Origin of the sequence: Streptomyces pallidus (ex Mingjun et al. 2026), from assembly GCF_051550185.1 — a bacterium.
Classification (GTDB): Bacteria; Actinomycetota; Actinomycetes; order Streptomycetales; family Streptomycetaceae; genus Streptomyces.
Map to the genome: position 1 here is coordinate 6,520,682 of NZ_CP196181.1, position 20,005 is coordinate 6,540,686.

Annotated in this window: 14 protein-coding genes and 1 pseudogene; 11 read left to right on the forward strand and 4 right to left on the reverse strand. The window is 74.1% G+C overall.

The window, feature by feature from the left end; genetic code table 11:
- Positions 1–23: 23 nt before the first annotated feature.
- Entirely contained in the window at positions 24–347 is a 324-nt protein-coding gene (locus ACSHWO_RS29085; RefSeq protein WP_361098256.1) for a plasmid stabilization protein, read from the forward strand.
- Positions 348–543: 196 nt separating this feature from the next.
- Entirely contained in the window at positions 544–1,557 is a 1,014-nt protein-coding gene (locus ACSHWO_RS29090; RefSeq protein WP_438316382.1) for a serine/threonine-protein kinase, read from the forward strand.
- A gap of 60 nt (positions 1,558–1,617) precedes the next feature.
- Here ACSHWO_RS29090 and ACSHWO_RS29095 read toward each other — a convergent pair whose 3' ends face one another.
- The 3 genes from ACSHWO_RS29095 to ACSHWO_RS29105 form a co-directional block, all read right to left on the reverse strand.
- A complete protein-coding gene (locus tag ACSHWO_RS29095; RefSeq protein ID WP_385817661.1) occupies positions 1,618–1,857 on the reverse strand; it encodes a response regulator transcription factor in 240 nt (79 codons plus the stop codon).
- Positions 1,858–2,090: 233 nt separating this feature from the next.
- The gene (locus tag ACSHWO_RS29100) at positions 2,091–4,535 is read right to left on the reverse strand and encodes a SpoIIE family protein phosphatase (protein WP_438316387.1); all 2,445 of its coding nucleotides are present in this window, start codon (positions 4,533–4,535) and stop codon (positions 2,091–2,093) included.
- A gap of 258 nt (positions 4,536–4,793) precedes the next feature.
- The gene (locus tag ACSHWO_RS29105) at positions 4,794–5,531 is read right to left on the reverse strand and encodes a hypothetical protein (RefSeq protein WP_438316390.1); all 738 of its coding nucleotides are present in this window, start codon (positions 5,529–5,531) and stop codon (positions 4,794–4,796) included.
- Between the two features lie 424 nt (positions 5,532–5,955).
- Here ACSHWO_RS29105 and ACSHWO_RS29110 point away from each other — a divergent pair, with 424 nt between their 5' ends.
- Positions 5,956–6,378, forward strand: coding sequence for a hypothetical protein (locus tag ACSHWO_RS29110; protein ID WP_385817592.1), 423 nt, complete (start codon positions 5,956–5,958; stop codon positions 6,376–6,378).
- Between the two features lie 338 nt (positions 6,379–6,716).
- A complete protein-coding gene (locus ACSHWO_RS29115) occupies positions 6,717–7,154 on the forward strand; it encodes a hypothetical protein (RefSeq protein ID WP_385817585.1) in 438 nt (145 codons plus the stop codon).
- A 456-nt stretch (positions 7,155–7,610) separates the two neighbouring features.
- On the opposite strand, the pseudogene ACSHWO_RS29120 reads toward ACSHWO_RS29115, so the two are convergent.
- Positions 7,611–8,870 (reverse strand): annotated as a pseudogene (locus ACSHWO_RS29120) (DUF6777 domain-containing protein); the annotation flags it as partial.
- Positions 8,871–9,199: 329 nt separating this feature from the next.
- Between ACSHWO_RS29120 and ACSHWO_RS29125 the strand changes: the two are divergent.
- From ACSHWO_RS29125 to ACSHWO_RS29155, 7 genes are read left to right on the forward strand one after another with little or no spacing between them, the layout of a single operon-like run.
- Positions 9,200–10,549, forward strand: a complete 1,350-nt coding sequence (locus ACSHWO_RS29125; protein ID WP_438316393.1) for a tryptophan 2,3-dioxygenase — start codon at positions 9,200–9,202, stop codon at positions 10,547–10,549.
- Between the two features lie 33 nt (positions 10,550–10,582).
- Complete coding sequence (locus tag ACSHWO_RS29130; protein ID WP_385817566.1) at positions 10,583–11,470, forward strand: hypothetical protein; 888 nt, start codon at positions 10,583–10,585, stop codon at positions 11,468–11,470.
- Positions 11,471–11,488: 18 nt separating this feature from the next.
- The gene (locus ACSHWO_RS29135; RefSeq protein ID WP_385817544.1) at positions 11,489–11,785 is read left to right on the forward strand and encodes an acyl carrier protein; all 297 of its coding nucleotides are present in this window, start codon (positions 11,489–11,491) and stop codon (positions 11,783–11,785) included.
- Positions 11,782–16,170: an amino acid adenylation domain-containing protein gene (locus ACSHWO_RS29140; RefSeq protein ID WP_438316397.1), complete on the forward strand. Its 4,389-nt coding sequence runs from the start codon at positions 11,782–11,784 to the stop codon at positions 16,168–16,170. Before ACSHWO_RS29135 ends, ACSHWO_RS29140 begins: the two co-directional genes overlap by 4 nt.
- A gap of 8 nt (positions 16,171–16,178) precedes the next feature.
- A complete protein-coding gene (locus ACSHWO_RS29145; RefSeq protein WP_438316400.1) occupies positions 16,179–17,492 on the forward strand; it encodes a CurL C-terminal domain-containing protein in 1,314 nt (437 codons plus the stop codon).
- Between the two features lie 30 nt (positions 17,493–17,522).
- Positions 17,523–18,593: a methyltransferase gene (locus tag ACSHWO_RS29150; RefSeq protein ID WP_385817446.1), complete on the forward strand. Its 1,071-nt coding sequence runs from the start codon at positions 17,523–17,525 to the stop codon at positions 18,591–18,593.
- Positions 18,593–19,966: an MFS transporter gene (locus ACSHWO_RS29155; protein WP_438316404.1), complete on the forward strand. Its 1,374-nt coding sequence runs from the start codon at positions 18,593–18,595 to the stop codon at positions 19,964–19,966. The genes ACSHWO_RS29150 and ACSHWO_RS29155 overlap by 1 nt, the downstream gene beginning before the upstream one ends.
- Positions 19,967–20,005 lie beyond the last annotated feature (39 nt).

Genomic DNA, 20,005 nt, shown 5'->3' on the forward strand with positions numbered 1-20,005 from the left:
AACGAAGTACGGAAGGAGAAGCCATGCCCCGCGGCTCTTCCCCGAAGCGGGAACGACAGTACGAACACATCAAGGACTCCGCGCTGGACCGCGGCGAGTCCGAGAAGCGGGCCGAGGAGATCGCCGCCCGCACGGTGAACAAGGAGCGCGCCCGTTCCGGTGAGTCGAAGACCGCCAGCCGCTCCTCCATCCAGGACATGTCCTCGTCCCGGCGCGGCGGACAGCGGTCCCACAGCGGCTCCGAGGGGCCGACGAAGGAGCAGCTGTACAACGAGGCCAAGCAGCGGAACATCAAGGGCCGCTCCCAGATGGACAAGGCCGAGCTGAAGCAGGCCCTCGGCCGTTGACCCGGGCCTGCCGCCGCCCGTCTCCCCGCTGACGCCCGCGTCGGCGGGAGACGGCGCCCGGTGAGCGTTCGTCACCTTGCTCTTCCCTCGTCCTGCCCGTGCGATGCGCACCGCACCTGCCCGAGGCACGGCCACCCGACCCCCCGGGGCCGCCGCGAACGGGCACTCGTGTGGATCACTCGATAGACTTCCCGGTATGGGCACGGCGTCGAACCTGAGCCTGTACACGGGCGGCCGCGGCTCCGGCCTCATCGGGAAGCAGATCGCGGGGTACCGGGTCGAGCGCATGCTCGGCCGCGGCGGCATGGCCGTCGTCTACAGTGCGAAGGACCTGCGTCTGGACCGCACCGTCGCGCTCAAGCTGATCGCCCCGGAACGGGCCCGCGACGACACCTTCCGGCGCCGCTTCACCCACGAGTCGCGGGTGGCCGCGTCCATCGACCACCCCCACATCGTGCCGATCTACGAGGCGGGGGAGACCGAGGGCGTCCTCTACATCGCCATGCGGTACGTCTCCGGCCTGGACATGCGGGCCCTGCTGGACCGGGAGGGCCCCCTCCCCGTCTCGACCGCCGTGCGCATCGCCGCCCAGGTGGCGTCCGCACTCGACGCGGCCCACGAGCACGACCTGGTCCACCGGGACGTCAAGCCCGGCAACATCCTGGTAGCCGCCGGCACCGACAGCGACCACCCCGAGCACGTCTACCTCACGGACTTCGGGCTGACGAAGAAGTCGCTGTCGCTCACCGGTTTCACCACCGCCGGCGAGTTCGTCGGCACGCTCGACTACATGGCGCCCGAGCAGATCTCCGGCCGGCCGGTGGACGGCAGGTGCGACCTGTACAGCCTGGCCTGCGTGGTCTATGAATCCCTCACCGGCGGGCCGCCCTTCGAGCGCGAGGAGGACGCGGCGCTGCTGTGGGCCCACCAGTACGATCCGCCGCCCCCCGTCACCGAGAAGCGGCCCGACATCGCGCCCGCCGCCGACGAGGTCCTGGGCAAGGCCCTGGCGAAGGTGCCCGAGGACCGCTACGACTCCTGCCTGGAGTTCGTGGCCGCCCTGCGCGCCGCCACCGGGACCGCCGCCCGGCACTCGGACCCCGATTCCGGGGCGCTGCGCCGGTCTCAGGGGGCCCGGGTGGACGCCGATCCGCCGCCGCGGCCCCCGGCCTGGGCTGCCGCGGTGTTCCACGTCAGACCGACCGACTGACACCGACCGGCGGCCCGCTGGCGGCGGCACAGGGCGGCCGGCTTTCCGCTCGCGGCGCCGTCACAGGCCCATGGAGACGGCCAGGCGGGTCATCTCCGCCGTGGTGTTGATGCCCAGCTTGGCCCGGATGCGGCGCAGGTAGGCGTCGACGGTGTGCTTCGAGAGCCCCATGTTGCGGGCCGTCTGCAGATAGGTGCAGCCGGAGGCGATGTGCCGCAGGGCCTCCTGCTCGCGCGGGGCCAGCGTGGTGGTGGCGGCTTCGGCGGTCGGGGCGGTCGGGGCGGTCAGGGTGAGGCTCATGGGATTTCCTCCGACGAATCGGTTCGGTCATCACTGCTCACACCCTCGGAAGCAGGGGATCTATACCTGAATGTCGGTATTTGTCCCTGCTCAAAAGACTGGCCGCGCGACGTCATGGCCGTGTCCGTCGACTGTCACAGGCGTGTCACAGGGCACTTTCGTCCTGTTTCACCCGTGTTCGCGCGGCGCGCCGTGGCCGGCGGGCGCCCGCGGTACGCCGCCCCGCGAGGCCCTCAGAACCCGGCGAGGGACTGCTCGGCCCAGATCGTCTTGCCGACGGGGGCGGGCCTGGTGCCCCAGCGCTGGGCGAGCTGGGCGACCAGCAGCAGACCCCGGCCTCCCTCGTCGAAGGTCCGGGCCCGCCGCATGTGCGGGGCGGTGCTGCTGGAGTCGGAGACCTCGCAGATCAGCGTGCTGTCCTGGTGGATCAGCCGCAGCTGGATGGGCGGCTGGCCGTAGCGGATGGCATTGGTGACCAGCTCGCTGACCAGGAGCTCCGTGACGAAGGAGGCCTCCTCCAGCCCCCAGGCCGTCAGCTGGTCCGTGGTGAACCGGCGGGCCTGGCCCACGACGGAAGGATCGGACGGCAGGTCCCAGACGACGACCTGGTCGGCGTGCAGGGCCCGGGTCCGGGCCACGAGCAGGGCGACGTCGTCCTCGGGAGGGTGGGTCAGCAGGGCGGTCAGCACGCGGTCGCAGACCGTGTCCAGCGTGCCGGCCGGCCGGTAGAGGGCCGCGAGCATGCTGTCCAGGGCCTCGTCGATGTCCCGCTCCCGGGTCTGGAGCAGCCCGTCGGTGTACAGGGCGATGACGCTGCCCTCGGGGAGTTCCGCCTCGACCGTCTCGAAGGGCAGTCCGCCCAGCCCCAGCGGCGGGCCGGCCGGTACGTCGATGAGGTACACGGAGCCCTCCGGGGAGACCACGGCCGGCGGGGGGTGGCCGGCCCGGGCGAGGGTGCAGCGCCGGGTCACCGGGTCGTATACCACGTACAGGCAGGTGGTGCCGATGCCCCCGGCGGCCTCCCCGCCGGGGTCCTCGTCGCCCTCGTCCGCGGACAGGTGGATGATCAGGTCGTCGAGGTGGGTGAGGAGCTCGTCGGGCGGCAGGTCGACGTCGGCCAGGGTGCGCACGGCGGTGCGCAGCCGGCCCATGGTGGCGGCCGCCCGCATGCCGTGCCCGACGACGTCGCCCACGACCAGCGCCACCCGCGCCCCGGAGAGCGGGATCACGTCGAACCAGTCGCCGCCCACGCCGGCCTCGGTGCCGGCGGGCAGGTAGCGGGAGGCGATCTCCAGCGCCGCCTGCTCGGGCAGCGAGTGCGGGAGCAGGCTGCGCTGCAGGGTCATCGTGGTGGTGTGCTCGCGGGGGTGCCGGCCCGCGTCGTGGATGCCGGCGGCCGCCCGGTGCCCCAGTTCCTCGGCCAGCCACAGGTCCTCCGGCTGGAAGGGCTCCCGGTGCAGTTGGCGCCCGAAGAGGGCCACGCCGAGCGTGGTGTCCCCCGCCCGCATCGGCACCACCATCACGGAGTGGGTCCCGTACTCGCCGATCCAGACCGCCCCGGCGTCCTGCTCCGCCCACCGGACGACGGCCGGATCGCCCGCCCCGTACACGGCGCCGCGTCCCGCGGCCAGGCACTCTGCGGGCGGCGACAGCGGCGGGTACACGGTCGTCTCCCCGATCGCGACCCCGGACGGCGGACCCCCCTCCAGGACCGACCGCACCGCGGTGCGGCTGACCGTGACCGGCCCCGCCCCCGGTACGGACGACGGCTCGTCCCCGCGCGGAAGCGGTTCGAGGAGGTCGACGACCGCGAAGTCGGCGAGCCGGGGGACGGCGACGTCCACCAGTTCCTGCGCCGTGCGGGCGCTCTCCAGGGTCGTGCCGATGTGGGCGGCGACATCGGTCGGCAGGTGCAGGTGCTCCCGGACGCCCTTCTCCGTCCCGGGCCGGTCGTGCGCGGCCAGGCAGACGGCGCGCACCCGGCCGTCCGCATCCCGCAGCGGGGCCAGCGAGGCCGCCCAACCGTGCTCCGTCCCGGCGGCCGTGGGGCGGATGAACTCCTCCACGTACTGCGGATCCCCGGTCTCCAGCACGAGCCGCATCCGCCGCTCGGTCTCGCCGCTCACCGGATCCGGAGCGATCTCAGGCAGCCGCAGGCCGCGCATCTCGGCCTCGGTGAGGGACAGCGTGCGCTCCATGCCTTCGTTCGCCCGTACCAGCCGCAGCTCCGCATCGAAGACCGCCAGGAAGCAGGGGGACTGGGTGAACGCCCACTCCTTCAGCTCCTTGAGCGGCTCGCTCGACGGCGCGGCCGCCCCGCTCGGCACGGCGGAGACCACGAACCACTTGGCGGTCCCGCCGCTCGACGTCCAGCGGTGCGCGAGCAGACCCGGCTCCAGGCGGCGGCCGTCCCGGTGCCGCAGCCCGACCGTGCCGCTCCACCGCTCCTGGCCGGGAGCGATCCGCTGAGCCGTGTCGGCGGCGGCATCGGCGAGCAGACGTTCGGCGGACAGCCCCACGATCTCGGAGGACTCGTAGCCGAGCAGTCGGGTGGCACCCTCGCTCCACTCCGTCACGATGCCCTGCTCGTTGATGGTGGCCGTGGCCGTGTACGCCCGCTGAGGGGAGGCGTCCGGCTCCTCCGGCCGCTCACCAGGAGAGGTGGGAAGTTGCTCCATCGCCGCTCACTCGCCCTCGCTCGTTCCGCTACCGGAGCCCCACGGGAAACTGCACGGCCACGGGCCCCACAGACAAGCATGATCCAGCGGGCCTGGGAGCACCAACGCAGTCCCGCCGGCACCGGCGCGCCGCCGACCGGCGACGGGACGCACCGTGCGTCCTTCCGACGGCGGCGATCGCACGCGGAAACCGCGGACGCCGGAGAGGCGCGTCCCCCTCCGGCGTCCGCGGTGCGTGCCCGTGCGTGCGCCCGCGGGTCAGTCGAGGCCGCCGCCCGTGGCGGTCGCGTCACCGCTGACGGCGGTCGCGGAACCGCTGTTGATGGCGTCGGCGCTCGCGCTGCCGGTCGTCGCGTTGCCCGTCGTGATCGTGCACCTGCCGATGCACGTGCCCACGCCGGTGTTGGCGGGGCCGGTGGTGGCGGTGCCGCCGAGGGTGTTGTTCTCGGCCGTGGCGGCGCCGCTGCTCGCGGTGGCGTTGGCGGTGGTGGTGCCGCCGTCCGTGCCGCTCGCGGTCCGCGCACCCTCCCGGACCGCGGTGATCGCCTTGACCGCACCGGTGGCCACGGCGTCGTCGCTCACGGCGGTGTTGACACTGTCCCCGCAGAGACCGGTGCACAGGCTGCGGGCGCCGGCGCCGACGGAGGTGTTCGTGCTGCTGCCGCAGAGGCCCGTGCACTCGTCGTACGCGCCCACCCCCACGGAGGTGCTGGTGCTGCCCCGGCACAGGCCCGTGCACGTGCCCGAGGCCCCGTCGCCCACGGCCGTGTTGCTGCTGTCGTGGCAGAGGCCGGTGCAGGAACCGGAGGTGGCGGCGCCCGCGGCGGTGTTGGTGCTGTCGTGGCAGAGGCCGGTGCACCCCCCTGGGGTGAGGACGGTGGCGTAGTTCGGGGCTGCGGATGCGGCCGTCGCGGTCGCCGGCAGGACCACGCTGCCGGTCAGTGCCACGGAAGCCGCGGCCAGCACGATACGACGGGTCCAGGAACGCGCTTTCATCGGAAACTCTCCGGGGTTCGTGTGCGAAGTCTTCGCCTGCGGCCGAGCGGGCGGGCGCTGGGGCTTCGATCGGATGCGTCCGGGGTGATGCAGACACCGGGGGGATCCCCGGGGGCTTTTGCGAGGTGACGTTAGCGTGTGGATCATGCCGCGAGCCGGATCTCGCGCGGTGCGGCGTGTTCGCCGCGAGTTCCGGCATCCGGTTCGACCGCCGCGGGCCGGTCACCCCGTGGCGGACGCCTTTTATCAAGATCGGCGACGGCGGTCAAGCCACGTATTCGAGTGGCGTGACGCTTCCTCGCTCGCCGGGTTTATTGGAAGTACGCCCCACCGGGAACTCCCGGAGGAAACGGAACCGGGAGAAAAGCCCGGGCCATCCAGCGGGGTACTTGTGAAAAACCCTACTATTGAGTGGAGAATTCTCATGTTCGAGCGTTTTTGGACCCGTCGTATCGTTCTGGCCGGCGCTTCCGTGGCCCTGGTGGGTGGCGGTATCGCCCTCCCGGCGACGGCGATGGCCGCTCCGGCGGCCGCCCCGCAGCAGGTCGCGAAGTTCGTGCAGGACAGTGCCGACGGCATCGGCACCAGTGGCGACGCGACTGCCGACAACACCACCGTCGGCGGTACCGCCACCACCGGCACCGCCAATTCGGGGGTGGGCAGCTGCAAGGGCAAGTGCACGATCACCACCGGCAACGCCAGGAGCGGTGACGCGAGCGCCGACGCCATCAACACGGGTGATGCCACCGCGGTGACCGGCGACGCCACGGGCAAGGGCGGAACCGTCACCAAGCAGGTGCTGAAGAAGCAGCTGAAGGAGGAACTGAAGGCGAAGCTCGGCAAGTGAGGCTCCACCCGCCCCACGGCCCCCGGGACCCCGTCCCGGAGAGCTGCCCCCTGCACCGTGCCCCGGAGAGGACTGGCCTCTCCGGGGCACGGCCGTGTGCGCCCGCGCCGCCCCACGACGCGCCGGACTTCCCTGACGAAGGGGCCGTCGAGGGGGTGGCGCATTTTTGTCGCAGCCACGGATCCGCCTTATCAAGATCTCTTGTGACGGTCAAGTCACGTGTTCCAGTGGCGTGACGCGTATGTGCGGGGCTGGTTTATTGGAAGTACGCCCTCACCGGAACTCCCGGAGGAAGGGCGGCCCATAACCCCTTTTCCTCATGTGAGTGGAGAATTCTGATGTTCGAGCGTTTTTGGAACCGTCGTATTGTTCTGGCCGGTGCTTCCGTGGCTCTCGTGGGTGGCGGTATCGCCCTTCCGGCGACGGCTATGGCCGCTCCGGTGGCCGCCCCGCAGCAGGTGGCGTCGTTCGTGCAGGACAGTGCCGACGGGATCGGTACGAGCGGGGACGCGAGGGCCGGGAACACGACGGTCGGCGGTGAGGCCAGGACGGGCGCCGCCAACTCGGGTGTGGCCAACTGCGACGGCGGCTGCGACATCCGCACCGGCAATGCCAGGAGCGGTGACGCGAGTGCCGACGCGATCAACCAGGGCGACTCGACCGCGGTGACCGGGGACGCCGCGGGCACGGGTGGCACGGTGACCAAGCAGGAGCTCATCAAGCAGGACCTCAAGCAGAACCTGAAGGACCTGATCAAGGCGAAGATCGGCAATTGAGACCGACGCCGTGTCGCACGGAAACGCCGGACGCCGGAGAGGCCATCGCCTCTCCGGCGTCCGGCGTTCCGCGCGACGTCGTTATTGCTGCTGCTGCTGCTGCTGCTGCTGCTGCTGCTGCTGCTCCTGCTGCGGCGGCTGCTCCCGCTGCCGGTTCTGCGTCTCGTCGCCGGGCGGCTTGACCTCGGACTTGGGGGCCGGAGGCTCGGAGCGGACGTGCTCCGTCACCTTGGGCTCGGGCTCCGCGGGCGACGGGCCCCGGGGTGTCACGGGCGCCGCCGGTGTCACGGGCGCGGCCGGCGACGCAGGGGGCGGGGCCGCCGTCTTGAGGGGCCGGGGTTCCGGGGTCTCCGGCACGGGTTCCTTGCGCACCGCCGGCGGGGACTCCGGGGTTACGGGCGCCGGTGCTTTGGACTCGGGGGCCTTCGTCTTCGGGGCCTTCGTCTTCGGGGTCTTCGACTCCGGGGCCGCGGACTCCGGGTTGAGCGGTGCCTTCGTCTTGGGGGGCTTCGAGGCCGGTGCCTTCGTCCTGGGGGGCTTCGAGGCCGGTGCCTTCGTCTTGGGGGGCTTCGTCACCGGTTTCTTCGACTCGGGGGGTTTCGTGCCCGGCGACTTGGTGGTCGGGGGCTTGGCGCCGGGGGACTTGCTGGCCGGAGGCTTGATGCCGGGGGGCCTCGTGCCCGGTGACCTGGTGCCGGGGTTCAGCGTGGCCGGCGACCTGGTGAACGGTGACTTGGTGAAGGGCGACTTCGTCGGCGGCGGCGGCAGCGGCCAGTGCCTCGGCGGGGGGTGGGTCTTCGTGTCACGGTGGCCGTGGTCGCCGGAGTGCCGCTTGACCCAGTTCTTTTCCTTCACGTCGAGGATGACGAAGGTCTTGACCGCCGCGGGCGCGCGGTTGACGACCACGACGTTCTGCGGCTGGTATCCGGACCAGGTGGTCCCCGTCTGCTTGGGCGTGCCCTTCTGCGCGACCGCCCGGGCCAGCGGATTCCCGCAGGCGCAGCGCACCTTCGGCTCCCCGTGGGCGTCGACGAGGACGGCCGTGCCGGACTGGAGAACCGACTGGTAGCTCGTCGCGGTGCCGTTGCGGTAGCCGTGGTTGGTGACACGGGTGTCCGAGCGCAGTTGCATGGGCGTCAACGAACGCAGGTATCCGGGGACCGCGGCCGGCTGGATGTTCAGCGCGGCGGCGAACGCGCTGTTCCTGGCCGGGGCGGCGCTCAGGTAGCGGATCTGCTTCTCCACGTCACAGGACGCACGGTTGCGGGTCCCGCCGTACAAGCCGGGCTCCGTACCCGACACGCTGCGCAGGGTACCGGCCTGGGCGGGCGCGTCCGCCGGCGCGGCGGCCGGCACCGCGTTCGTCGCGTTCGCCGTGGACGGGGTGAACGGATCCGGACCGGTATCGCTCGTCGGCTGGAGGATGACCTCGCCGGCCTGCGCGGGGCCGCCGCTCGGGCGGGTGAGTACGACGGCCAGGACCACCGCGATGGCAATGGCGCTGGTGACCGCCGCGATCCGGGGCACGGACCGCCACCAGGGGCGCCCCCCTTCATCACCCGGGCCACCCGGCCCACCGGGCCCCCTGGGCGGCCCCGCAGGCGGGGGCGGTGGCGGGGGTCTCGACGGCGGGCCGGAAGGGGGGCCGGACGGGCGGCCGGAAAGAGGCCCGGAAGGCGGGCCCGTGGGGTGCTCGGACCGCGGTTCGGAACTCACGTTCTCCCCTTCCCGCCGGGATCGGGACGCGTGACGTGAAAGCGCGTGACCGCTCGGAGCCATCCGGCCCTGCCACCGGCTCCGGGCCCGCGCACACACCGCGGGCCCGGTTTCACACCGTTAGTCCTCATTGTGAGCTCCGGTGCCGCCCGATCCGCAAGCGGACGGTCCCGCCCCCTGCCCCGCACGGCGCACTGCACGGACGTCCGCGGCGCGCGACCCGACGGCGCCCGCACGGCCCGCCGCCGATCGTGCAGTGGGATTTGAGCGGGCCTCCAGAGCCCCTGGTGAATCTCAAGTGACTTCTTACCCGCCGTCGAGGAGACACCATGGACGACTTCGAGGAACCGCTCTGGCGTGAACTCTGCGAGTGGCGCGACACCGGCGGCGGACCGGACTTCCCGTACGAGGCCGTGATCCGCCACCTGCGCGCCGTCGGCAAGCACTTCCTGGCGCCCCGGATCCTGGAGGTCCTGGCGGAATGCCGGGGCGTGCTGTCCGCGCAGACGCCGCAAACGTCCGGCGCCCCCGGGGCCACCGGCGCCACCGGTTCCGCAACGACCCTCGCCCGTTTCCTCGACGTGGTCCTCGACAAGTTCGACGACCGCTACGACTACCCCAGCTACACGGCCCTGCCGCTGCTGCGCCGGTTCGGGTCGCAGGCCCCCGGCGACTGGGAGGCCCTGCGCCGCCGCCGGGACCGTACGGTCCTGCTGCTGCTCGCGGACCTGATCGGCTTCGAACGCCGGGTGCTGGACGGCCGACCCGCCGACCCGCAGGGCATGCTCCCCACGCCCCTGCTGCTGAACAAGCGGCTGCGGCTCGCCGCCCGCGTGATGGAGCCGGCCGCCCTGCGCGTCCTCGACGGGGCCGTCGACCCCGTCTCGGTCGCCACGACCCCCGGCCGCACCCCGGCCGGGGAGCTGGCCGACGCGGTGCTCGCCACCGCGACCGAAGAGGAACGGCTGGTGCTGCTCGCCAGCGTCCAGCCCGTCTACGTCCTGCACGACGAGTACCTGTTCCTGCGCGTCCTGCAGGCGTTCGAGGCCACCTTCACCTTCATGTCCGCGACGCTGGACGCCGCCGTGGGCGTGCTGCGCGGCGAGCGGCCCGCCGAGGCGGCCGTGCTCATCGCCTCCGTCGCCGACGTGCTGCGCGAGTCCCTGCCGCTGTTCTCGCTGCTGGCCACCATGCAGCCCGAGTCGTTCCAGGTGTTCCGGCAGTACACGGACGGCGCCAGCGCCATCCAGTCCGAGGGCTACAAGACCTTCGAGTCGTACTGCTCCACCCCCGCCCGAGCACGGCTCGACTCGCCCGCGTTTACCTCCGTACCGGGCGTGCGCGACGAGGTGCTCGCCGGGCGGGAGACCGTCCAGGGCACTTGGGAGGACGTGATCTCCATCGGCTGGCTGTCCGAACCGGACGCGGCCGCCGTACGCGCCGCCGCCCGGCAGCTCGAAGCGGTGCACCAGCGGTGGAAGCAGACCCACTACCGGCTCGCCGTGCGCATGATCGGCCACCGGACCGGCACCGGTTCCACCGAGGGCGTGCCGTACCTGGCGTCGGTGATACGCAACCGGCTCTTCCCCGCCATGGAGGCCGCCCCGGACACCGCCCCGGAAAACGTCCCGGCGGCCGACCTCGAACCCGCCCTGGAGCAGCAGTCCGCCGCCGGCTGACCGCGATCTTCGAACAGAAGGACACCGAAGCCCATGAGCAAGCGCGCCACGACCGGACGACCGGGGGCCGCCCGCCGCGCACTGAACCCGTCGGCGGACGACCGCCTGCTGGTCTACGAGTACGACCGGGGCAGCAACTACGAGGAGGACACCCGGCTCACCACCGCGCTGGACGCGCTGCTCCCCGAGGACCGGCTCGTCCACCCCGACCAGCGGCTGTTCCAGTCCGTGCACCTCATCACCGAGTACGCCTGGGCGGCGATGCACTTCGAGATGGTCCGCGCGGTCGGCCTCGTCGACGAGGGCGACCACCTCCTCGCCGCGCAGGTCCTGGAGCGGGCGGCCTCCCTCGGCCGGATCCCGGTGCAGGCACTGAACACCCTGGTGGAGTACCTGCCGCAGACGGCCCTGCTCACCATGCGCGACACGTTCCCGGAGAACACCACCGGGCTGGACTCCCCGGGCTCCCGGAACCTGCGCCGCGCCGCGCAGCCGCTGTGGCGGGCGTTCACCCGGGCGCTGGACCGGGCGGGCCTCACCCTGGAGGACCTGATCTCCGCCCAGGGCCGCACCGCCCGCCCCACCGAGGGCGAGCGCGACGCGGTCGAACTGGCCCTCGTCCGACAGGGCCTGATGCGCCTCGACGGCGCGGTCGGTGACTGGAAGCAGCTCCACCTGCGCCTCGTATGGGGCCAGCTGGGCGGCCACCCGGAGAGCGAGCCGTACACCGCGGCCGGGACGTCCGCCGCCGGGCCGCGCTCCGCGGGCGCCCCCGGCTGCCCCGTACGGCAGCCCACCAGCCTGCGCGGCGAGTCCACGCTCTCCCTGCGCAAGATGGCCGAACGCACGCTGTTTCCGCAGCTGTGGGAGTCCGTGGACGCCATCTTCCGACGTTTCGTACCCGCCGACGCGGCGTCCTGACCCCGAGGAGTTCCCACCATGACATCCACGCTTCCCACCGACGGCACCACGGCGGACCTGGCGGCGCGCGTGCGCACCGCCTGGGCCCGGGGCCTGGGCCACGACGAGTTCCACGACGACGAGCACTTCTTCGAGGTCGGCGGCCACTCCATGTGCGCCGTGCGGATCGTGCGCGCCCTGAAGACCGAGCTCGGCATACCGCTGACCGTGCGCGACTTCTTCGCCCACCCCACCGTCGCCGGACTGGCCCTCCACCTCACCGACCTCGCCGCGACGGTCGGCGACGGCACGGCCCGCGCGGAGGCCGGAGCGTGACCGCCGCCTCCTCCGCACAGCTGGAGATCTGGCTCGCGGACCGCTGCGAACCCGAGACCGGCCGCTACAACATCCCGTTCGCCCTGGAATTCCGCGGCCGCCTCGACGAGCGGGCCCTGCGCGCGGCCCTCGCCGACGTCCTGCTGCGGCACCCGGCGCTCGCCGGCCGGTTCGACACCCGCGACGGCGCGCTCCTGCACCTCGCCGAGCCGGACGCCACCGTACCGCTGCACGTCGCCGTCCGCCCCGGCCCGTACGACCGCCGGGCGGCGCTCGAAGGCGCCTCGCGCGCCGCCGCACGGCCCCTCGACCCGGGCACCGCACCCCTGCTGCGCGCCGAGGTGCTGCGCCACGACGACGCCTCCCTGGTCGCCCTGACGGTCCACCACATCGTGGCCGACGGCCGGTCCGTGGACGTCCTCACCGAGGACCTGCTCCGCGCCTACCGCAGCCGCTGCGCCGACCGCGACCCGGGGTTCGACCCCGTGCCGGTGCCCGCCCCGAGCCAGGCCACCACCCTCGACCCGTACTGGGCGGAGCTCCTCGGCGGCGAGCCCGCGCTGCTCGCCCCCCTGCCCGACCTGGTGCGCCCCGAGAACGGGCTGCGCGGCCCGGCCGGCTGGACCGAGCGCACCCTGACCGCCGAGCGGCTGGCGGACCTGCGCTCCCTGGCCGCCCGGGAGGGCGTCAGCCCCGCCATGGTGCTGCTCGCCGTGTGGAGCCTGCTGCTGCACGCCTGGTCCGGCGAGGACGACGGCGTGCTCGGCATGCCCTTCGCCGGCCGCGACGAGCCGGGCACCGAGGACGCCGTCGGGCTGTTCACCCGCGTGCTGCCCGTCCGTACCGTGCACGACGCGGCCCGCCCGTTCGGCGACCACGCCGCCGCCCTCGCCGAGCAGGTCCTCGCGTCGATGGAGGCGCACGCCGAGGCCGGCGACCCGCCGCCCGGCTCCACCCCGCTCTACTCGGCGGTCTTCCTGCACCAGCCGCAGCCCGCCGCGGCCTGGCAGGTGCCCGACGCCGAGGTCCGGCTGCTGCACCCGCAGACCGCCGTCGCCAAGTACGACCTGGCGTTCGCCGCCGTCGAGGCCGCGGACCGGCTCGTCCTGCGCATCGACCACGACCTGGCGGTCCACACCTCCGCCACGGCCGAGCTCATGGCCGAGCAGATCGACCGGATGCTCCAGACCGCGCTGGAGCCCGGCGCAACCTGCCACGACCTGCTGGCCTCCCTCGCCGCGGCGCAGCCCCAGGCCGCGCACACCGCACCGTCCGCCCCGCCGTCCGCGGCCACCGTCCCCGCGCTCGTCCTGGAGCAGGCCCGCCGGGACCCGGACGCGACCGCCATCGTCCACAACGGCCTCCGGATCAGCTACGGCGAACTCGTCCGCGACGCCGCCAGGACGGCGCACTGGCTGCGCATCCAGGGCGTGCGCACCGACGACGTGGTCGCCCTGCTGCTGCGCCCAGGCGCGGACACGGTGACGACGATGCTCGCCGTCGGCCTCGCCGGTGCCGCCTACCTGCCGCTCGACCCCGCCTACCCCGACGCCCAGCTGCAGATGGTGATCGGCGACGCCCGACCCCGCCTGCTCGTCGCCGAGGCCGACGAGGCGCACCGGGTCACCGGGCTGCCCGTGCACACCCCGCAGGACCTCCGGCGCGCCGCCACCCCGCTGCCGGTCTGCGCACCCGAGACCTCGGCCGGCCCGGACACGGCGTTCAACGTGCTCTACACCTCCGGCTCCACGGGCCGCCCCAAGGGCGTGGTCCTGCACCACGGCGGCGTGCTGCGGATGATGCACCGCCCCGAGTTCCTGCCGCTCGGCCCGGACGACGTCCTCTCACACCTGTCGCCGCTCAACTTCGACGGCGCCACGTACGAGATCTGGGGCGCCCTCACGCACGGCGCGACCCTGGCCGTCCTCGACAAGGAGCTCGTCCTCAGCCCGCGCGAACTGCGCACCGCCCTGCGCGAACTCGCGGTCACCACCCTGCTGGTCACCACACCGCTGCTGAACCGGCTCATCGAGGACACCCCCGACCTGCTGCAGTCGCTGCGCCGCGTCTACTTCGGCGGCGAGATCATCTCCGTCCCGCACGTCGAGAAGGCGCTGCGCTGGGCCCCGCCCGGGACCCTGCTGCACAGCTACGGCCCCACCGAGAACTCCTTCACCTCCTCCTGGTACCCCATCGAGGAGGTCGAGGACGGCGCGCGCACCGTCCCGATCGGCCGCGCCGTGCCCGACACCAGCCTCCACGTGGTGCTGGAGGGAACCCTGACCCCGGCCCCGCCGTACGTCCCCGGCGAGCTGCTGCTCGGCGGCACCGGCGTGGCCCGCGGCTACCTCGGCGACCCCCGGCGCACCGCGGAGCGGTTCGTGCCGGACCCCTTCGGCGACGAGCCGGGCGGGCGGATGTACCGCACCGGCGACCGGGTGCGCTGGACCGCGGACGGACAGCTGGAGTTCATCGGCCGCGCCGACAACCAGGTGAAGATCCGCAGCCAGCGCGTGGAGCTCGGCGAGGTCGAATCGGCCCTGCGGGCGCACCCGGAGGTGCGCGGCGCGTTCGTCACCACACGGATCAACGGCAGGGGCGAGAAGGAGATCGTCGGGTACGCCGTCCTGGAGCGGGCCGCCGCGCTGGACTCCGTACGGGCCCACCTGCGGGGCGTGCTCCCGCAGTTCGCGGTGCCCTCGCACCTGCTGGTCCTCGACGAGCTGCCGCTGACCCCGAACGGCAAGATCGACCGCAAGCGGCTCCCGGCACCCGCCGACACGGCCGGGGCCGCGCCCGCAGCCGCACCGGCGCCCCTCCCGGAGCCCGGGCCCGCTCCGCTGCGCGGGACCACGGCGACGGCCGGCGGCGTCACGGACGCGGTGCTGAGGGCGTGGCGCGAGGTACTGCCCGGGCGCACCTTCGGCCCGGAGACCAACTTCTTCGAGGCGGGCGGCCACTCGCTGCTGCTCGTCAAGCTCCAGGACGCACTGGAAGCCGCCACCGGCACCGCCCCGCGCGTCGCCGACCTCATGCGGCACACCACCGTCCGCGCCCAGGCCCGGCTCATCGGGGGTGCCGCCGCCGACGAGGAGCGGTCCGGTGCCGCCGTCCCGCCGCGGGCGGCGGTCCGGGAAGCCGCCGACGACGACCTGATCGCTGTGGTCGGCATGGGCGCGCGGTTCGCCGGCGCACCCGACCTGGACGCCTTCTGGGACAACCTCGCGGCCGGCCGCGACTGCTTCAGCGAGGGACCGGGCCCGGTCGTCACCGAACTGGCGGACGGGACCCGCCGGGTGGCCCGCTGGGGCATGCCCGCCGACGGCACCGGCTACGACGCCGGACTCCTCGGCTTCACCGCCGAGGACGTGGCAGCCGGCGACCCGCAGCAGGGCGTCCTGCACGAAGTGCTGTGGGCGGCCGTCGAGGACGCCTCCCTGCGGCTGTCCGACATCGCCCACCGCACCAGCCTGTACGCCGGCTGCCCGCGGTTCGTCCGCACCGACGGCGAGGCCCGCGTCGACGACATCGTCAACGCCGACCCGACGTTCGCCGCCTCCCGGTTCGCCTACCTGCACGACCTGTGGGGCGAGGCGCTCATGCTGGACACCGCCTGCTCCACGGGCCTGTACGCCGTCCACCTGGCCTGCCGCGCACTGCTGCGCGGCGAGAGCGACTACGCCCTGGCCGGCGCCGTCTCGCTCGACGGCTCGTCCGACGGCTCCTACACCTTCCGTCCGGGCCTGCTGTACGCCGACGACGGCGTGTGCCGGCCGTTCGACCGGCGGGCCTCGGGCACCGTCGGCGGCTTCGGCGCGGGCGCACTCCTGCTGCGCCGGCTCTCCGACGCCGAACGGGACGGGGACCCGATCCACGCGGTGATCCGCGGCAGCGCCGTCAACAACGACGGCCGCGCCCGGGTCGGCTACTCCGCGCCAGGCGTCGAGGGCCAGGCCCGCGTCATCGGCCGGGCGCTCGCCGCAGCCGGCGTCACCGGCGCCGACATCGGCTATGTCGAGGCGCACGGCACCGGCACCCGGCTCGGCGACGCCATCGAGGCGACCGCCCTCGGCGAGGTCCTCGGCACGGAGGGGCCCGGTGTCGCCGTCGGCTCCGTGAAGGCGTCGATCGGCCACTGCAACACGGCCGCCGGCATCGCCGGCCTCATCAAGACCGTCCTCGCCGTGCACCACGGCGTACTGCCCGGCACACCGAACACGGGCGAGCCGATCGACGAACTCACCGGCCGGTTCAGCCTGCTGCCCGAGAGCCGGGCCTGGCAGGCCGCCGCGGGCCGGCCGCGCACCGCGGGCGTCAGCTCGTTCGGCGTCGGCGGCACGAACGCGCACGTGGTCGTCCAGGAATACGCAGGGGAAAGGGCGTGAGCGCCAACATGAGCACGACATTCCTGACGGGTGCCGACGCGCCGCGCGTCCTCGCCCTGTCGGCCCGGGACGAGGAGGCCGTAGCCGCCTCCTGCGAGCGGCTCGCCGCCCGGCTCGCGGCGGACCCGTCGCTCCGGCCGGACGACGTGGCCGCCACCCTCGCACACGGCCGGGAGCGCTTCGCCGCACGCCGCGCCGTCACCGGCACCGACGCCGCCGGGCTGGCGGCCGCACTGCGGGACGCGGCCCGGGACACCCGGCCGACCGAGCCCGCGGGCACCCTGGTCCTCGACCTCGGTGACGGCTCGGCGGCGGCCGGGGGCGCCCCCGAGCTGCCGCAGGTCGCCGAGGCCGTCGCACTGGCCGAGGCCCTCGAACTGCCCACCGGCGCCGACCGGTCCGCCGCCCGCACCGCCGCCGTGCTCCACGGCACCGGCGCGTGGCTCGCCGCCCGGGGCCTGCGCCCCGCCGCCGTCCGCGGCCGGGGGCCCGGCGCGGCCGCCGCCGCGGCCCTGCTCGGCGCACTGCCCCTGGCGGACGCGCTGCGCGCCGCCGCCACCGGCAGCCCGGTCCCGGCCGAGACCGGGTCCGGGGCCGCAGAAGCCGCGGGGACCGCCCTGGTCGTCCGCCTCGCCGCCGCCGGCGAGGGCCGCGGCGAAGGAACCGGCACCGAGCTGTACCTGGACCCGTCCTCCGCCCGCGCCCACGCCGAACTGCTCGCCGCCCTGTGGCGGCGGGGCGTCGACGTCGACTGCTCGCTCGACCGCGCGGGCCGGCGCGTACGCCTGCCCGGCTACCCGTTCCGGCGCTCCGGCCCCGTCACCGGCCCGGCCGCCGACCTCCGCCCACTCACCCCCCACGAGCAGCGCTGGCTCTTCCACGACCTCGTCCGCCGCGGCAGCGCCGCCGAGCACGCGCAGTGCGCCACGGCCGTCCTGCCCGGGCCCCTGCCCGAGCGGGCCGCCGCCGACGCCGCCCTCGCCGCGCTCCAGCAGCGCCACCCGGCGCTGCGCACCGTCTTCACGCAGCACGGCGGCCGCTGGTTCGCCCGTACCGCGCAGACACCCGTCCCGGTGACCCTGCTCGGCCCGGACGACCGGGACGAGGCACGCGCTCGAGTCCGGCACGCCACGGTCGAGGAGTCCTTCGCCGTGGCCGACGCCCCGCTCGTGCGCTGCGCGCTCGCTCCGGCACAGGACGGCTGGGCCGTGGCACTCGCCGTGTACGCCCCGGTCGCCGGGGCCGCGTCCGCGGACGAACTCCTCTCCGAATGGGCCGAGCTGGCCGGAACCTCCCTCCGCCCGGCCGCCGCCACCCTCTGACACTCCGTACCCGTCACCGAAAGGACCGCCATGACCGCCGTACAGGACCACCTCACCACCCCGCAGATCCCCGCCGACTGGGCCGGCGCCGCCCCCGCCCCGATGGGCGTCGACCAGGCCTACAACGGCTACGTGGCCGGCACCGTCGTCAACGCCCTCGACCGGCTCGGCATCTGGGACCGGCTCGCCGCCAACCCGCTCCTCGACCTGCGCGCCCTCGCCGCCGAGACCGGGCCCGCCGTCCGGGAGCGCGTCCTGCGCGAGATCGTCCGCGCCGCCGCCACCTGCGGCTGGCTCCGCCTCCAGGACGGCGGCGACACCGCGCTGCTGACCAGCGCGGGCCAGGAGATGCTCCGCATGCGCGGCTACTTCACCTGGGGCGTCGGCGGCTACAACGAGGTGTTCGCCCAGGCCCACCGGATTGCCACGGGCGAGGCGGAGTTCGGCACCGACGTGCTGCGCGACGAGGCGATGGTGGCCCTCGGCTCCGGCCAGAACGACCGCTCCTTCATGGCCGGGACCCTCGACGACGTCCTCGCCGACGTGGACTTCTCCGTCCTCGCCGACCTCGGCAGCGGCATCTCCGCCCGGGTCTCCCGGGTCGTCGGCGAGCGGCCCGGCACCCGCGGCCTGGGCCTGGACATCAGCGGCCCGGCCACCGAGCTCGGCCACCGCACCATCGCCGAGGCCGGCCTCGCCGACCGCGTCCAGGCGATCCAGACCGACGTCCTCGACGTCTGCCACCGGGCCGCGCACCGCGACAAGCTCGCCGAGGTCGACACGGTCATGAGCTTCTTCCTGCTGCACGACCTGCTCGCCGACCCCACGACCCGCCCGCAGACGTTCACGCGCATGCGCGAGGCGTTCCCCGCGGCCCGCACCTTCGTCCTCGCCGACACGATGCTGCGCCCCGACTCCGAGAACTCCACCTCCCTGCCGGTGTTCTCCCTCGGCTACGAGCTCGCGCACGCCCTCATGGGCGTACCGCTGCACACGAAGGAGACGTACGAGGAGCTGTTCGCCGCCGCCGGCCTGGTGCCGCGCCGCGTCGTCCCCTTCGGCACCCCCCACTCGTGGCTGTACGTGCTGGAGGCCTGCTGATGCGGAACCCCTTCGCGGTACTCGGGGAGTTCTCCCTCCGCACCCGGACGGTGCTCGCGGTCAACGCCGTCAACTCCTTCGGCGGCGGCCTGGTACTGCCGTTCCTGTGGATCTACCTGAGCGACGTGCGCGGACTGCCCGCGTGGGTGCCCGCCGTGACGCTCGCCCTCCAGGCCGCCACCGCGGTGGCCGGGGGTCTGCTGTGGGGCGCGGTGCTCGACCGGTTCGCGCCCCGCACCACCGTCCCGCTGGTCATGGCGGTGGCGGGCGTCGGCACCGCCCTGTACGCGCAGGCGGACGGGGTGGCCACCGCCCTGGCCGCGGCGCTCGTCTACGGCCTCGGCATCAGCGGGGTGGGCACGGCCATGCGCTTCCTGTACGCGGGGGCCGCCTCCGCGCGGGAGCGCTCGCTGGCCTACTCCGCGGACTACGCCGTGTTCAACGCGATGACCGGGGTCGGCGTGCTCGTCGGCGGGGCCGTGGCCGCACTGGACGCCGGGTCGCGGGCGGCCCGGTTCGCCGCCCTGTACCTCGCCGACGGCGCGACCTTCCTGCTCGCCGGGGCGGCCCTGCTCTGGCTGCTGCCCAAGGCCCTCGGGGCCGACGGCGAGGACGACGGCTCCGGCGCGGAGCCGAAGCAGCGGGCCGGCTACCGCGACGTGCTGACCCAGCGCCACATCGGCGCGCTGCTCGCCGCACTGGCCGTCTGCTCGCTCGTCTCGTACGGGCAGTTCCGCTCCGGCCTGCCCGGCTACCTCACCCAGGGCGGCGCCCTCGGCCCGGAGGGCATCTCCGGCGCCTTCGCCGTCAACATCCTCGTCGCCGTCGGCGCACAGTTCCTGCTCGCCGAGCGCATCCAGACCGTCCGCCGCAGCGCGGTCCTCGCCGTCTCCGGCGCCGTCTGGGCGCTGGCCTGGGCCCTCGTCCTGCTCGCCGGGCTGCAGGGCGGCGGCACCGCGCTCGGCCTCGCGCTGGCCGGCGTCGTGCTGCTGTCGGTGGGCGAGGCCCTGGTCTTCCCCGTCGTGACCTCCCTGCTCAACGACCTGGCGGAGGAGAACGTCCGCGGCCGGGTCAACGCCCTGCTGTCCGTGGCGGTCTCGACCGGCTCCGTCGCCGGCCCCGCACTCGCCGGCGCGCTGCTGCCCTGGGCGGACGGCCTCGGCCTGATGGCCGCCCTCATCGCCGGCTGCGCCGGCGTCGTGGCCGTGGCCGTGCGCCTGCGGACGACGCTCACCGCCCGGGCGGACCTCCCCGCACCGGAGGAGGAGGCCCCGCGGGAAGCGCCCGGTTCCGACGCCCCCGCCCCGGCCGCCGCCGGCACCGGCCCCGCACCGGAGCCGGCCGCCGCGACCGCCGTCCCGGCCGCCGCGTGATCCGAACACCCCACCCCCAGCCCTGACGAGGTCCCGTAC